Source organism: Pandoraea norimbergensis (assembly GCF_001465545.3).
Taxonomy (GTDB): domain Bacteria; phylum Pseudomonadota; class Gammaproteobacteria; order Burkholderiales; family Burkholderiaceae; genus Pandoraea; species Pandoraea norimbergensis.
In genome coordinates this window covers 761,461-775,593 of the sequence record NZ_CP013480.3, presented here as the reverse complement: position 1 = coordinate 775,593, position 14,133 = coordinate 761,461, and the positions used below count along the sequence as shown (strand labels likewise).

14 protein-coding genes are annotated in these 14,133 nt (G+C 63.8%); 4 read left to right on the top strand and 10 right to left on the bottom strand.

Features of this window, described 5'->3' with window-relative positions; translation table 11 throughout:
- Positions 1-206: 206 nt before the first annotated feature.
- Entirely contained in the window at positions 207-1,115 is a 909-nt protein-coding gene (locus AT302_RS03500) for a 2-hydroxyacid dehydrogenase (protein ID WP_058380074.1), read from the top strand.
- Between the two features lie 17 nt (positions 1,116-1,132).
- On the opposite strand, the gene AT302_RS03495 is transcribed toward AT302_RS03500, so the two are convergent.
- The 3 genes from AT302_RS03495 to AT302_RS03485 form a co-directional block, all read right to left on the bottom strand.
- Entirely contained in the window at positions 1,133-1,384 is a 252-nt protein-coding gene (locus AT302_RS03495) for a hypothetical protein (protein WP_058377231.1), read from the bottom strand.
- A gap of 86 nt (positions 1,385-1,470) precedes the next feature.
- Positions 1,471-2,133: a hypothetical protein gene (locus tag AT302_RS03490; protein WP_064675028.1), complete on the bottom strand. Its 663-nt coding sequence runs from the start codon at positions 2,131-2,133 to the stop codon at positions 1,471-1,473.
- A 155-nt stretch (positions 2,134-2,288) separates the two neighbouring features.
- Entirely contained in the window at positions 2,289-3,260 is a 972-nt protein-coding gene (locus AT302_RS03485) for an AraC family transcriptional regulator (RefSeq protein ID WP_157125669.1), read from the bottom strand.
- 343 nt (positions 3,261-3,603) lie between these two features.
- Between AT302_RS03485 and AT302_RS03480 the strand changes: the two genes are divergently transcribed.
- Positions 3,604-4,653: an aldo/keto reductase gene (locus tag AT302_RS03480; RefSeq protein WP_058377230.1), complete on the top strand. Its 1,050-nt coding sequence runs from the start codon at positions 3,604-3,606 to the stop codon at positions 4,651-4,653.
- 27 nt (positions 4,654-4,680) lie between these two features.
- On the opposite strand, the gene AT302_RS03475 is transcribed toward AT302_RS03480, so the two are convergent.
- From AT302_RS03475 to AT302_RS03450, 6 genes are all read right to left on the bottom strand, one after another.
- Entirely contained in the window at positions 4,681-5,823 is a 1,143-nt protein-coding gene (locus AT302_RS03475) for a porin (protein ID WP_058377229.1), read from the bottom strand.
- Positions 5,824-5,980: 157 nt separating this feature from the next.
- On the bottom strand, positions 5,981-7,321 hold the full coding sequence (locus AT302_RS03470; protein ID WP_058377228.1) for an MFS transporter: 1,341 nt from the start codon (positions 7,319-7,321) through the stop codon (positions 5,981-5,983).
- A 139-nt stretch (positions 7,322-7,460) separates the two neighbouring features.
- Entirely contained in the window at positions 7,461-8,213 is a 753-nt protein-coding gene (locus tag AT302_RS03465) for a class II aldolase/adducin family protein (RefSeq protein ID WP_084656006.1), read from the bottom strand.
- Between the two features lie 75 nt (positions 8,214-8,288).
- Complete coding sequence (locus AT302_RS03460; RefSeq protein ID WP_058380071.1) at positions 8,289-9,152, bottom strand: VOC family protein; 864 nt, start codon at positions 9,150-9,152, stop codon at positions 8,289-8,291.
- A 176-nt stretch (positions 9,153-9,328) separates the two neighbouring features.
- Positions 9,329-10,249 (bottom strand): LysR family transcriptional regulator, encoded by a 921-nt coding sequence (locus tag AT302_RS03455; RefSeq protein WP_058380070.1) that lies wholly within the window; start codon positions 10,247-10,249, stop codon positions 9,329-9,331.
- Positions 10,250-10,382: 133 nt separating this feature from the next.
- Complete coding sequence (locus tag AT302_RS03450) at positions 10,383-11,279, bottom strand: LysR substrate-binding domain-containing protein (protein ID WP_058377227.1); 897 nt, start codon at positions 11,277-11,279, stop codon at positions 10,383-10,385.
- Between the two features lie 179 nt (positions 11,280-11,458).
- On the opposite strand from AT302_RS03450, the gene yfcF reads away from it, so the two are divergent.
- A complete protein-coding gene (gene yfcF / locus AT302_RS03445; protein ID WP_058377226.1) occupies positions 11,459-12,136 on the top strand; it encodes a glutathione transferase in 678 nt (225 codons plus the stop codon).
- 37 nt (positions 12,137-12,173) lie between these two features.
- Here yfcF and AT302_RS03440 read toward each other — a convergent pair whose 3' ends face one another.
- Positions 12,174-12,527: a hypothetical protein gene (locus AT302_RS03440; RefSeq protein WP_064675027.1), complete on the bottom strand. Its 354-nt coding sequence runs from the start codon at positions 12,525-12,527 to the stop codon at positions 12,174-12,176.
- Positions 12,528-12,969: 442 nt separating this feature from the next.
- On the opposite strand from AT302_RS03440, the gene AT302_RS03435 reads away from it, so the two are divergent.
- Positions 12,970-14,067, top strand: a complete 1,098-nt coding sequence (locus AT302_RS03435; RefSeq protein WP_058377224.1) for a branched-chain amino acid aminotransferase — start codon at positions 12,970-12,972, stop codon at positions 14,065-14,067.
- Positions 14,068-14,133: the final 66 nt, after the last annotated feature.

Sequence of the window (14,133 nt, the reverse complement as noted above, 5' to 3'; positions counted from 1 at the left end):
TGTGACGTAATGCCATGCGATGCGGGCGCCTTTCGCTTAATGCGAGGGCGCCCGCAGGCATTTGGGACGTGCCTTTCGCCGACACGAAGAAATTGCGTTGCTGCATTGCGCAAGACTTCGCAGATAGGAATACAGTATCGGCTGTCATTCCACCCTGTCGCCGGAGATTGAAGGTGTCGCTGCCCCCACTGCTGGTCATTATCCCGATGCATCCCGAGCAGTTGTCCGAACTGCAAACCTATTTCGATGTGATCTATCGCCCGAGCCATCACGCCACCCCTGAAGGCTGGGGTGACGAAGGCGCGCGCGCCCGCTTCGTGCTGACCAATGGCTCACGCGGCATGAACGCCGCCGAGCTGACGCATCTGCCGAAGGTCGAGTTGGTCAGCGCGTTGGGCGCTGGCTACGAAAACCTCGATCTCGACGCGTTGCATGCGCGCAAGATCGTTGCCGTGAACGGTGCCGGCGCCAACGCGCCGACGGTAGCCGATCAGGGCTTTGCGCTGCTGCTGGCCGCCGTGCGTCGCATTCCCGAATACGACGCCGCATGCCGTAAGGGCGTGTGGCGCGACGCGTTGCCGATGCAACCGGGCGTGTCGGGCAAGAAGCTGGGGATCGTGGGGCTGGGTGCGGTCGGCAAACAGTTTGCCAAGCGCGGCGAAGGCTTCGACATGCAGATCGGCTATCGCAATCGCAAACAGCGCGACGATGTGCCTGCGCATTATCAATATTTCGATAGCGTCGTGGCGTTGGCTGAATGGGCCGACTATCTGGTCGTGACGGCGCCGGGCGGCGCGGAAACGCTGCACATGGTGAATGCCGAGGTGTTGCGTGCGCTGGGCGAACACGGCTTTCTCGTTAATCTCGGCCGAGGCAGCGCAGTGGATACGGCCGCACTCGCCGACGCTCTGCGCAACGGCACGATCGCCGGCGCCGGGCTGGATGTGTACGAGGGCGAACCGTCACCGCCGAAGGCACTCATCGACTTGCAGAACATCGTGCTGAGCCCGCACGTCGCCGGCCGCTCACCGGAGGCCGAAGCCGCCACGATCGCCATGTTCATCGAGAACACGCGTCGCTATCAGGCGGGCGAAGCGGTGCTGACGCCGTTGTAATTGCACCGCAATTGGCTTCAGTGATTATCGAGCCCGTCGACGCTCCGCTCGGGAGAGGGTGTGAGTGTCACGCCGTCGTTGACGGGTTCGAATTCGATGCTGCTCTTCGCACTTCCCGTCGCGAAGACGGTGTCGCAGGTGGGGCACTTTACCTGCGCGCCGGAGTGGAGATAGTCGTGGAGGGCCTGCACTGACGGTTCGCTCGCGGCGACGGCAAAGCGGGACTTGCAGGTCGGACAAACAACGAAACCGGTGTGAATCGACAGCATGACAAGCCTCCTGCGAGGTAGGTCGCTAAAGGATACATGGGCCTGATCGGAATTGCTCATCGCGAGATTGCCCGTAGCGTGTCTGCTCACAACCAATCGGTGCGACGGGGTTTGCGCCTCGTCGACGCTTCCGACGCTTCCGACGCCGGATGATCGTTTGCCGCGACGCCTACGATCGGCTCGCCGGGACCGTCGGTCGCACCTGCATTGCGACCGCGCTGGCGCGGATCGAAGTCGCGCCACTCGCCATCCTCCCAGACACCGTTAGCTTGCTCGATCGACGCAGCACCGGCATCGCGCAATACTGCGATGGCCGTATCGGCATTGGATTCGCTCACATGCGTCGCGAGCATCACGCCCGCGTCACGCATGCCTGCCTGCGCGGCTGACACGGCTTCGCGTCCACGCAAGCGGCGCAGTGCGCCGAGAAACGCGCCCAGATAGGCACCGGCCATCATGCCGACGACCGGCACGAGCCAGAATCGCCACACGACGACGAACAGCAACGCGCCGACGGCTAACCCGAAGGCACCGCCCGCAATCACGCCCTGCGCCGCGCCCTTACCTGCCGGTCGAGCGGCCGCATCGGCGTCTACGTCACCCCCCGTCGGAAACTTCGCATGCTGCCCGGTCGGGTTCAGAAAGAATACCGAAACATCGGCCGGTGGAAACGCCCGGTCATATAACCGGCGCGCCACCAGATTTGCCTGATCGAACGTCGTGAATCGGCCTGCCACGATCATCGCCATCGAAAACCTCCCTTGAGTCTGGTGCCGACTTACGACACCCATGACTGTGGGATGGAAGGTTTTCCACTTTGTTTCATTGATGAATCCTTGGGTGCGTCGCGTACGCATTGAGAAAATCAATACGCGATTCAGGCTGATTCAGCTCACCGCAAGCGCTAACGTGCCCCCGCCCCCGCGTCGCCCTCTTGCAGCCATCGACGCTTGTCACGCAGTGGCGCTTCACCAAATACACGCGCGTATTCACGGCTGAACTGCGAGGCGCTTTCGTACCCGACCGCCTGCGCAGCAGCGGCCACCGCAATGTCTGCCGCGAAGATCAGCCGGCGCGCTTCCTGCAATCGCAACTGCTTCTGATACTGCAACGGGCTCATCGCCGTCACCAGCTTGAAGTGGTGATGCAGCGACGACACGCTCATGTGCACTTCTTGCGCCAACGCCTCCACTCGCAACGGCTGCGTGTAATGCTCTCGCAACCAGCGCACCGCATGCGCGACGCGGTTCATCTGGCTATCCTGCAACGCCATTTGCCGCAGCAGCACGCCCTGCCCGTTCATCAGCAGACGATAGACAATCTCGCGCTTGATCATCGGCGCAAGAATCGGAATGTCTCTCGGCGTCTCAAGCAGTCGCAGCAGACGCAACACGGCATCGAGCAATAACGCATCAAGACGGTTCACGTACATGCCACGGCCGCTCTCCGCAGGCGCGGGCGGCGGCAAGTGTTCATCGCCAATCAACGCCGTCACATCGTCGACCGCGAGATCGAGTCGCAGACCCAGATACGGCGCGTGCTCGCTTGCCCCGCTAACTTGCGCCACCACCGGCAAGTGCACCGACGAGACCATGTAGTGCATCGGGTCGTAGGCATAACTCTCGTCGCCGATCTGCACACGCTTTGCCCCCTGAGCGATCACCGCAAATGCCGGCAACTGCAACGCCGGTTTCGGCCCGCCCGGATGAAGAATACGGTGCACAAAAAGGCCCCCGACCGCCGTGGGCGTCGTCCCTTCGAGCCCGTGCGTCGCGCGCTCCAGCAATCTCACCAGTTCACTCCGCGCCGTGTGCGACGGGTCGTCGGCAAACTCGCTCGCGGGAATCACCGGCGGTGGTGTTTTGACCAGATGCATTTGAAACGCTCCACAAGCCAAGCCGTGCAAGACAGCGATGACGCACAGCATACGCCCGCCGGAGGAATTTGCCTGATCCTCCAACGAAGGATCGACACGATCAAGCACGAAATCCGGAGAATCTGACAATTTCCGCTCGCACGCGTCGCCCCGGCTGTCATCTCACGGCCATATTTCTCGCCCTTTCCGGGGATATGGACCCGCATTGCAGAATCAGGCAGGAAATGTGTAGGAACAGGTACTGCTTGCCTGATGCACCGCGTCGCATAATGCATCCCATCCCGTGCCTGCCGTCTCCCCCGATGGCATCCGCAGCGGGTGGCGACTTCAACGGAGCAATGCAATGCGACAAAGAAAACTTGGCAACACCGGCCTCTTCGTCTCGGAACTGTGCCTCGGCACGATGACCTTCGGCGGTCAGGGCGAGCTGTGGAGCAAGATCGGACACTTGCAGCAGAACGACGTCGACACCCTCGTGGGCCGCGCACTCGACGCCGGTATCAACTTCATCGACACGGCCGATGTCTACTCGGAAGGCCAGTCGGAAATTCTCACCGGGCAAGCACTGCGCAACCTCAAGGTGCCGCGCGATAGCGTCGTGGTCGCCACCAAGGTTTTCGGTGCCACGGGTGCGCAAGGCACCAACTCGCGCGGCCTGTCGCGCTATCACATCATGGACGGCGTCAAAGCCAGCCTGAAGCGCACCGGCCTCGATCACATCGATCTGTATCAGGTGCACGGCTTCGACCCGGCCACGCCAATCGAAGAAACGCTCTCGGCACTCGACACTCTCGTGCGTCAGGGCGACGTGCGCTACATCGGTGTCTCGAACTGGGCCGCCTGGCAAATCACCAAGGCGCTCGGCATCTCGGCACGGCTCAACCTCGCGAGTTTCGCGTCGCTACAGGCGTACTACACGGTCGCCGGGCGGGATCTGGAACGCGAAATCGTTCCGATGCTGCGCAGCGAGAACGTCGGCCTCATGGTGTGGAGCCCGCTCGCCGGTGGCCTGCTCTCGGGCAAGTACACCCGTGATGGTCAGTCGGAAGCGGGCAGCCGCCGTCAGAGCTTCGACTTCCCGCCCGTGGAAGTGGAGCGCGCCTACGATGTCATCGACGTGATGCGTGGCATCGCGACGGAAAAGGGCGTGTCGGTCGCGCAGATCGCCCTTGCATGGCTGCTGCACCAGCCGGTTGTCTCCACGGTCATCATCGGCGCCAAGCGTACCGATCAGCTTGACGACAACATCGCTGCCACCGCCGTCAAGCTCGAAGCCCGTGAGCTGGCCGAAATCGACGCCGCGAGCGCCCTGCCCGCCGAGTATCCGGGCTGGATGCTCTCGCGTCAGGGCGACCCGCGCCGTGCCCAACTGGCCGAAGCCGGTTTGCTGTAAGCACCGCAGGGCATGCGGTGCACGTCATCAGAACGTGTGCCGCATGCCCACGTTCACGCCGAGCTGATTCGTGCCCGGCGTGGGCGAACCGCCCGCACCGCCCGAACTCACGGAATACGCCGCATGCTCGCTGTTGGCGAGATAGCCCACTTGGGTATAGACAGCCGTGCGCTTCGAGAAGAAGTACGTGCCGCGCAGTGTCGCCATCGTCGCCCGCGTGTTCTGCCGCGCGTTAAGCATGCGGAACACTTCACCATCGACGGCAAATGTCGGCGTGAATTGGTACAGCGCTCCCACGTAGAACATGTCGGAGTTGACGTCGGCCACCGCCGCCGACGCGGTCTGCACACGACGGCCCAGCCAACCCGCGCCGACCTTCCAGTTCCCCCCCTTCACATATCCGTTCAACTGCCAGCGCGTGTCCTTGTCGGCTGAACTCGTGAGCGGTACCGCCGCCGCACCGTTGAAGAAGCTCGCGGCCGCGCCAGTGCCGCCGCGCTGCTCGTCCCATGCGCCCGCCACACCGAACCACGGCGTGTCGTATTTGAGCATCGTCGAGACCTGCCGGCAGCTTGTCATCTGCCCCGGCACCTGTCCCGCGCAAGTGCCCTGCCCCGGTGAATTGCCCGTGCCGCCGCTGTCGCGTCCGAACGAGTAGGTCGCGCCCACCGTCAGCCCCTGAAACACGCCCTTGTAGGCCACAGTGTTATCGCTACGTGCATTCGGGATGTAGCTGTCGAGCGAGCCGCTGCCGTACAAGTCCGGCCCGAGAATGTCGGCGTCGGCCATGACCCAGAACGTCATCGAGTACTGACGCCCGATCGACAGCGTGCCGTATTGATTCGACAAGCCAACCCACGCCTGACGGCCGAACAATCGCCCGCCCTGATTCAGATCGCCCCCGCGTACGTTGAAGCCGTTCTCCAGCATGAACAGCGCATGTAAGCCGCCGCCGAGGTCCTCGTCACCGCGCATGCCCCAGCGCGACGGCAGCGAGCCCGTATTGGCGGGCATGCGCACGAGCGAGCTGTTGTTGGTGCCTGCGTGAGAAATGTATTCGACGCCGGTATCGAGAATGCCGAAGAGCGTGACGCTCTGCGCCATCGCCGGGGTTTGCGCCAACGCGAAGCCGGCGGCCAGCGCGAGCGCGGGCAGTACCTTGTGAGTCACGGTGTTGTCTCCTGTGAAGCGTTGTGGTGGTCCGGCCTGTGTCGGCCAGTAACAAGCGAACCGCCACGCACGCGTCGGGGGACGCTCGCGTGGCGGGTACAGCAATCAGAGGGGAAGACGTCGTCGGCGTGGCGATACTGGCGACGCTGGCGACCGATCAGACGGCGCGTGCGGCGGGCTTCGCGGTATGGGTGCTCACTGCACCGTCACGGCCGACACGTCGACGCATCACGAGCATGAGCGCCGCCGCGATGAAGGCCGGAATGGCGACGATTTGGAACGCCTGTGCCGTGCTCGATGCGGTCGCGATCAGTACACCGCCGAGGCTGGAACCGAGAATCGAGCCCAGACGGCCGACGCCCAGCGCCCATGCCACACCGGTGGCACGCGAGGCCGTCGGGTAGTAAGCCGCCGTGAGCGCGTTGGCGCCCGTCTGCGACCCGGCGATGCCGAAGCCCGCGAGGAAGACCACGGCCATGAGCCAGCCGGATTGATGCGTCACCGTGCCGAGAATGCACAGAGCAATGCCAGCCATCACATACGACGCCGCGAGGACGCGGTAAGGACTCGTGCGGTCCATCGCAAAGCCGATCATCACGGCGCCCACGGTGCCGCCGAGAGGCAGCATGGCGCCGATGCGTGCCGCTTCTGCCAGCGTATAACCCGAGTCCTTGACCACCAGCGGCAGCCAACTCGTGAGCAGATAAAACGCGCACAACGTGCAGAAGTACGTGGCCCACAACAGCAGCGTGCCGACCACGTACTGGCGCGTGAACAGCCCGCCCACCGCCGACGTGGCTGCGCCCGCCGGTGCCGCTTCAGGATCGATACGCGTAACCAGCGGATCGATCTGCTTCGCAATCGCCAGCAACTGCTCGCCGCGATCCCCACGGGCCGCGAGGTAGCGCATCGACTCGGGCAACCAGCGCATGAGCACAGGCACGACAGCCAGCGGCACCACGCCGCCTGCAATCAACACACCGCGCCAGCCGATGTGCGGCAACGTCTGTGCAACGATTTCGCCACCGATGGCGAAGCCCAGCGTAAAGCCGCAGAACGTGGCCGTGACCAGCAGCGAACGGATACGCTCGGCGCAGTACTCGGAGCTGAGCGTGATCGCGTTGGGCATGGCGCCACCGAGGCCGATGCCGGTGATGAAGCGCATGATCGCGAGTTCGGTCGGGCTATGGACAAACGCCGACGCGATGCTGCCCAGCGAGAACATCACCACCGACACGATCAGCACGCGCTTGCGGCCGATGCGATCGGCCAACGGGCCAAAGATGAAGCAGCCGAGCATCAGGCCGCCAAGCCCCGCACCGAAGACCGTGCCGAGGCTGGTCGTCGCCATCGTCCATTCGCTGCGGATGGCCGGCGCGAGATAGCCGATGGCCGCGGTGTCGAAGCCGTCGAGTGTCACGATCAGAAAGCACAGGGCAATCACGCGCCATTGAAATGGCGTGATGCCCCGTCGATTCATCAAAGCGGTTATTTCCATGTCTGTCTCCTATACGGCAGGTGCCGTGGGCTAACGTCAGCGGCCGTGGCGTCTGTTGAAAACGCTCTATGAAGGCCGGTGCCGGTGGGGGGGCGATTCAGTTCGTTAGGTTCATTCAGGTTGTGCTCGGGTCCACGACTTATCGATTGGGTGTTGCAGCGTTGTCGCGAAGCTCCGGATCGCCCGCCGACAGGTATTCCCACATACGCTCAATGATTCGGCCCGAGCGGGTGGCGCGTGCTTCGCATTGCGCAGCGTCGAGCACAGCGGCGGGCAACGTGGCTTCGAGCGCGAGCACGTCGAGATCGACGCGCGCGGCGTCTTCGAGATACCACGTGAGGGCCACCATCGCTTCGAGCGTGTCGGCAGCTACCACCGCCCCGTTGCCACGCATCACCACGGCCGCGTTCTCGCCCATTGTGTCGATGACGGCCTGCGCCTGTGCGTCGGAGCGAATCAGTTGCGGGTCATCCCACAGCGGTACGCCCGGCGCGAAGTAAGTGCCCGGGCCATGCAGCGCGCGCGGCGTGCGACGCAGCGTAGAGAGCGACATCGTCTTCGGCGGCATCGTGCGCGCCACGGCACCGATGCCGGGACGACGACGGTAGATCTGCTGGTGCAGACGCACTTCGCCAAGGACACCGTCCGGCAGCGGGCCGTTGATAGGCACGACCGTGCCCGCTTCGCCCACACCGATGAGTCCCATCGGGCGGGCGGCGCACACGAGAAAGTACTCGTCGTCCAAACGCACACTGCAATGTCCGTAGGCGTGTGCCAGTCCTGCGCGCGCCAACGTGCGGGCGGCCACGCGCACCGCGCGGTCGGCTTCGGAGACGTCTGCGCGCGTCGCGGCGAGCGCCAGCGAGGGCGCAGCGTGTGTGTTCTGTGTCATGGGGAAACCGGGCGTCGCCGCCACGGGTAGGTAAGCGGGGCCCCGAGCGATACCGGGGCGCGCCGCCTACGGCAATCAGGCCGAAAACTCGGGAATCTCGGGCTTCGCGCCCCACATGCAGAACCCGGTCGGATCGAACGGGAACTGGCGCGGCACGTACGTGGCTTCGTCTTCGGGTGCAATCTTGCGCACGCCGGTGGAGTATTCGTAGACCATGCCGTCCGGCCCTGCGAAGTACAGGAACATGGCGTGCGATGTCGGGTGACGCCCCGGGCCGAAGCGAATCGGCACGCCCTGCTCGCGCAGGAAGTACCACGAGCGCATCAGGTCGTCGATGCCGTTCACCTGAAAATTCACGTGCTGAATGCCTGCACGCTTGGCCGGGAACAGCGCAATCTTGTGATGCACATCGTCGATGCGCAGCAACGGCGCGTCGCCAATGCGATCGGACACCCGCGCGTTGCACACGCTCGTCCAGAACGCTTCGTCTCGGCGCGCGTCGGTGGTGCAGAGCCCCACGTGACTGAACGAGTCGATACCCGCGTCGCGCTCGCCGTGATAGCCGCGTCCGGTTTGTGCCGCGCGCAGCACCAACTCGATCTGGTTGCCCGTCGGGTCACGAAGCGTGAGGAAGTCGGCCACGCGGCGCATGTCGGCTTCATCGCGGGTGCCTCGGCGAAATTCGATGTGCATCGCTTCGAGCTGGGCCGCCGCCGCGTCGAAGTGCGCGTCGCTGGCGACGTCGAACGCCACGGTGTGGTCCGCGGGGTCGCCTTCGAAATAGCAAACGGAATGGTCGCGGCTGTCGCTGCGAAGGTACACGTAGCCGGCCTCGCGGCGCACTTCCTGCAACCCGAGAATGGTGCGTGCGTAGCGCGTGGCACCTTCGAGGTCGCGTGTGCCCAGCCGCACGTAACGAATGTCGTGCAGATTGATCACCGCCTGTCTCCTGCGGATGTTGTTCGTGTTGTTCGTATTGCGGGCGAGTGCCCGGTTGATGATGAACACGATAAGGAGCGCCGCCGCATGACGCCAACGAATTGCATAAATGCGGGGTATTTACGGCGTGAATCAGGGGTGCAGCATTGCGCGAACGTGTCGGACCGGGTGGTTGGTCAGTCTTCGCCGTGGAAGAGGCGGAACATCGTGCTGCGCAGCCAGCGATGGCCGGCGTCGGTGTGAAAGCGTTCGTGCCAGAGTTGCGAGATGTCGAACACCGGGCTCTCGAACGGCAACGCGCACGTGCGCAGTTCGGCGGCCGCTTTGAGGGCGCGTCCGAGCCGGGTCGGCACGCACACTACGAGATCGCTCGCCGCGATCAGCGCCGAGAGTCCCATCGAATGCGCCATGCGAAGCGCCACGTGACGTTGCCGGCCCGCCTGCGCAAACCACTGCTCGACGGCCGTCTCGAACACGTCGTGATTGCCAGCGGTCGGGCGATAGACCGCATGGGCCGCGCTGAAGAACGCCTCGGCGCTCAGGCTTTCCTGCACGGCCGGATGCCCATCGCGCACGAGAGCGACGTAGTGTTCGCGGAAAAGCCGCTGCTGGTGAAAGCCCGACGAGAAGCGCGTGAACAGGCCGAGGGCGAGATCGATATCGCCCATCGCCATGGCGTTCTGCGCTTCACGCGGCGTGGTGTCGACGGTAACGATGCGCACACCCGGGGCCTCTTTGGCCAGCGTGGCCATCAACTTCGGAATGAAGATCAGTTGGCCGATGTCGCTCAGATAGAGACGGAACGTGCGCTGCGCGTTGGCGGGCACAAAATCTTGCGGCGCTTCGACGGCGCCGCGAATCAGACTCAGGCCGTCGGTCACCGGCTGGGCGAGTTGTCGTGCAAGGTCGGTGGGCAGCATGCCCTGCGGTGTTTTCACGAACAGCGGATCGCCGAACGCCAGCCGCAGGCGTTTGAGTGCGTTGCTCACGGCCGATTGCGTGAGGTTGAGCTCCTCGGCCGCCACGGTCGTGCTGCGCGTGCGGAGCAGCGACTCGAAGACGAGCAGCAGATTCAGATCGAGCGAGCGTAGGTTCATCCCCTGCCGTGCATCCATGCCAGAACGGTGACGCGACGCATTGTAGGCAACCTCGCGCGTTGTGCGCATTGCGGGAAACCCCCGCCAGCGTCGCGGCGCGTTCGTGGTATTTGCGTGCGCGTTGCCTGTTTTTTCAGTACCCGCTCGCGGTGACGGCGGCGCGCAGGCGCGCGATCACTTCGAGCACTTCGGGGCGTTTCTCGCGCTTGGACGTCACGATGTTGTAGCGCAGCGGACACTCGACTTCCACATCGGACACCCGCACAAGCCGGCTTCGCGTGAGCCACGCGTCGGCGAGCGGCGTGCGGGCCAAGGCGATCCCCAGCCCGGCCTCGGCCGCAGCAAGCACCACGGTGTAATCTTCGAAGCGCCGGTCGCGTGCACGCGGGCGTAGCGTGACGCCCTGCGCCGCACACCAAGCACGCCACCCCGTGAGGTCGGAGTCATGTAATAACGGGAATGCCAGCAGGTCAGCCGCACGCTTGCCCTTGAGGCGCGCCGCAATCTCGGGCGATGCCAACGGGTAGAGCGTCTCGGGCAGCAACGGCTCCCAATCGACGTTGGCCCATGCGCCACGCCCGTAGCGAATGGCAACGTCCACTTCGCCCGCCCCTACGTCGGCGTTGCGATGCTCGGTGGTCACCTGAATGTCGATGAACGGTTTGCCCTTTTCGAGCGAGCCCAGACGGTCGAGCAACCACAGCTTGGCGAACGACGGCACGACGCTAAGCCGGACTGCCGGGGCCTTGCGTGACTGATGCCATTGATCGGCCGCAGCATCGATCACGTCGAAGGCATGTTCGACACGGCCAAGAAATCGCTGGCCGTCACACGTCAGGCTCACCCCGCGCGCGTGCCGCTCGAAGAGCATGCAACCGAGCCAGTTTTCAACCGCGCTCACTCGCCGGCTGATCGCGCCGTGCGTGAGGCCGCTCGCGTCAGCGGCTGCGCTGAACGAACCGTGCCGCGCAACGAGGCAGACGGTTTCGAGATTGGCCAACGGTGGACGGGCGCGCGGCGTTACGTTCATGGGGGAGGTTCGTAGATGTGAATCTGGCTCACAGCTTGCTATCGAATAGTGCAGTAGCTTATCACCCCGTGGGTACGGCAACATAGACGCTTGCAGGGAATGTTTGTCTTGCGAAATTCGCCGTCGCGTCCGATTGCAACCGGTCGCGCGACGGCCATCTCTTCCGTCAGGAGTCCATCGTGTCAGCCGCCCCGATCACCCCCTTCATCCTTTACGCAGACGCACAGTTCACCAGCCCCTACGCCTTGTCGGTCTTCGTCACATTGCGCGAAAAGGGTCTGCCGTTCGAGCTGCGCACCGTCGATCTCGCGCTCGGGGCCAATCACGAAAGCGGGTTTGCCGACCTGTCGATCACGCGACGCGTACCCACGCTGGTCCACGGCGACTTCACGCTGTCGGAATCGTCGGCCATCACCGAGTATCTGGAAACGATCTCGCCCGCCGTCGCCGTGTATCCGGCGGACGTGCGCGAACTCGCCCGCGCCCGTCAGGTGCAGGCGTGGTTGCGCAGCGATCTGGCGGTGTTGCGTCAGGAGCGTTCGACGGAGTTCATTTATTACGGCCCGACGGACCAGCCGCTCTCGGACGCCGGCTATGCCGCCGCGAGCAAGCTCATCGCCATTGCGCAGAGCCTGCTGCCCGACGGCCGGATGTCGCTGTTCGACAAGTGGTGCATTGCCGACGTGGATCTCGCACTGATGCTCAACCGGCTGGTCTACAACGACGATGTGGTGCCGAGCGAGTTGGCCGAGTACGCCCGCCTTCAGTTCACCCGGCCGGCCGTGCAGGAATGGATTGCGATGTCGCGTCCGCCGCGTCCGGGCGATGAGGGGTACGTGGCCGACAAGGCAGCCTGATTTGGGCTAGCAGCGATTAGTGGCCGACGGCCGGCGCTCAGGCCGCGTCCATCGACAGGCGCTGCCCGTGGATGTTGATGTGGAACAGCACGAGCAGGCGGTGCGGGCAGTCGTCGCGAACGGCGACGCTGGCACCGCCTTGCTCGACATTCTGCGTGGCGTGATGACTGTTGAGCGCCGCTTGAAATGCGACACCAGCGAGCGAGCGAGCCGCGAAAATCAGCAGCACGAGCGAGCCTGCCATCGACAGGCGGAAGTCAGTGGTGCCGAAGATGGTTTGCGGCACGTCGAACACCAGCATGGCAATCACTACGCAGGCATCGATGCAGGTGGCTCCCAGCGAAGCCACGAGCAGATAGGCGCGCAACATCCGAATCGTTGACGATTGCATGTGTCTCCTCTCCCATTGCTCACATCAGGCAGCAGCACTTGATGGCGCTCACTGCCCGGAAGTGCCCGAAAGTGCTCGCCAGTCCGCGCAGATGCCCTGCGTGTCTTGCGGCACTTCAAGCATGATCCGCTCCTGATGTTAAATGTCGAGCGTCGTCCGGCCTGTGACCGAAACGTTTTTTTACACACTGTTACCGTACGTCGTTACCGTCTCATGTTAGACGGCCCTTCGGCAACGATCCGCTAAATTTCGCGATTTTCTTGCGAATAACCACCAAATTGCGACAGTTTCCAGCGTCTGACTGGCGCGAAGCCCGCCGAGACGCGCCGGACGGTGAATTCAGTCGACAGGCAGGCCCCGAAAGGGGGAAAATATCGCCACCTTGCCGTTAACGTTAACGGCATAGACGACCAAGCCAACTCTGCCGAGACACTGAAGAAACATGAGCGCTGACAACCAACTGCGTTTTGTCGTGGAGCCGCACGCCAACCCTACCCCCGCCGACCAGATCGCCGCCAAGCTGGCCAACCCGGTGTTCGGCCGTGTATTTACCGATCACATGGTCACGATCCGCTGGACCGAAGGCACGGGCTGGCATGACGCCAAGGTCGAAGCGCGCCGTCCGTTCGAGATCGATCCGGCTTGCGCCGTGTTGCACTATGCGCAGGAAATCTTCGAAGGCATGAAGGCCTATCGCGGCGAAGACGGCAAGATTTCGCTGTTCCGCCCGCAGGCAAACGCCAAGCGTTTCCGCGATTCTGCCCAGCGCATGTCGATGGCCGAACTGCCGGAAGCCGTGTTCCTGGAAGCCGTGGAAAAGCTGGTCGACATCGACCGCGCATGGATCCCGGGCACCGAAGGCAGCAGCCTGTATATCCGCCCGTTCATGTTTGCCTCGGAGAGCTTCCTTGGCGTGCGCGCGTCGCATGAGTACATCTTCTGCGTGATCGCCTGCCCGGTCGGCCCGTACTTCAAGCCCGGCAAGTCGGCTGTGACCGTGTGGGTGTCTGACCAGTACACGCGTGCAGCCCCCGGCGGCACCGGTGCAGCCAAGTGCGGCGGCAACTATGCTGCCAGCCTGATCGCCCAGACCGAAGCCAGCGGCAAGGGTTGCGATCAGGTCGTGTTCCTCGACGCAGCCGAGCATCGCTGGATCGAAGAGTTGGGCGGCATGAACGTGTTCTTCGTGATGGACGACGGTTCGCTGCAAACGCCGCCGCTCTCCGGCACGATTCTGCCGGGCATCACGCGCGCCTCGATCATTGAACTGGCTCGCCGCAACGGCATGACCGTCAACGAAGCGCCGTACGAATTCGCGCAATGGCAGGCTGACGCCGCCAGCGGCCGCGTGAAGGAAACCTTCGCGTGCGGCACGGCAGCGGTGGTGACGGCCATTGGCCAGATCAAGCATGCCAAGGGCGAGTTCAACATCGGCGACGGTGGCGAAGGCCCGGTGACCAAGCGCATTCGTGACGAACTCACGGGCATTCAGCGTGGCAAAGTGGCCGATCCGCTCGGCTGGGTGCACCACGTTGCCTGATCGCGCGTTATAGGGTGATCGCGATATTGGCGTGATAGATTCAACTGACGTTCAAACATAACAGGC

Coding starts and splice junctions, on each gene's coding strand:
- AT302_RS03500 (WP_058380074.1), top strand. CDS start 207: ATGCATCCCGAGCAGTTGTCCGAACTGCAAACCTATTTCGATGTGATC.
- AT302_RS03495 (WP_058377231.1), bottom strand. CDS start 1,384: ATGCTGTCGATTCACACCGGTTTCGTTGTTTGTCCGACCTGCAAGTCC.
- AT302_RS03490 (WP_064675028.1), bottom strand. CDS start 2,133: ATGGCGATGATCGTGGCAGGCCGATTCACGACGTTCGATCAGGCAAAT.
- AT302_RS03485 (WP_157125669.1), bottom strand. CDS start 3,260: ATGCATCTGGTCAAAACACCACCGCCGGTGATTCCCGCGAGCGAGTTT.
- AT302_RS03480 (WP_058377230.1), top strand. CDS start 3,604: ATGCGACAAAGAAAACTTGGCAACACCGGCCTCTTCGTCTCGGAACTG.
- AT302_RS03470 (WP_058377228.1), bottom strand. CDS start 7,321: ATGGAAATAACCGCTTTGATGAATCGACGGGGCATCACGCCATTTCAA.
- AT302_RS03465 (WP_084656006.1), bottom strand. CDS start 8,213: ATGACACAGAACACACACGCTGCGCCCTCGCTGGCGCTCGCCGCGACG.
- AT302_RS03455 (WP_058380070.1), bottom strand. CDS start 10,249: ATGAACCTACGCTCGCTCGATCTGAATCTGCTGCTCGTCTTCGAGTCG.
- AT302_RS03450 (WP_058377227.1), bottom strand. CDS start 11,279: ATGAACGTAACGCCGCGCGCCCGTCCACCGTTGGCCAATCTCGAAACC.
- AT302_RS03440 (WP_064675027.1), bottom strand. CDS start 12,527: ATGCAATCGTCAACGATTCGGATGTTGCGCGCCTATCTGCTCGTGGCT.
- AT302_RS03435 (WP_058377224.1), top strand. CDS start 12,970: ATGAGCGCTGACAACCAACTGCGTTTTGTCGTGGAGCCGCACGCCAAC.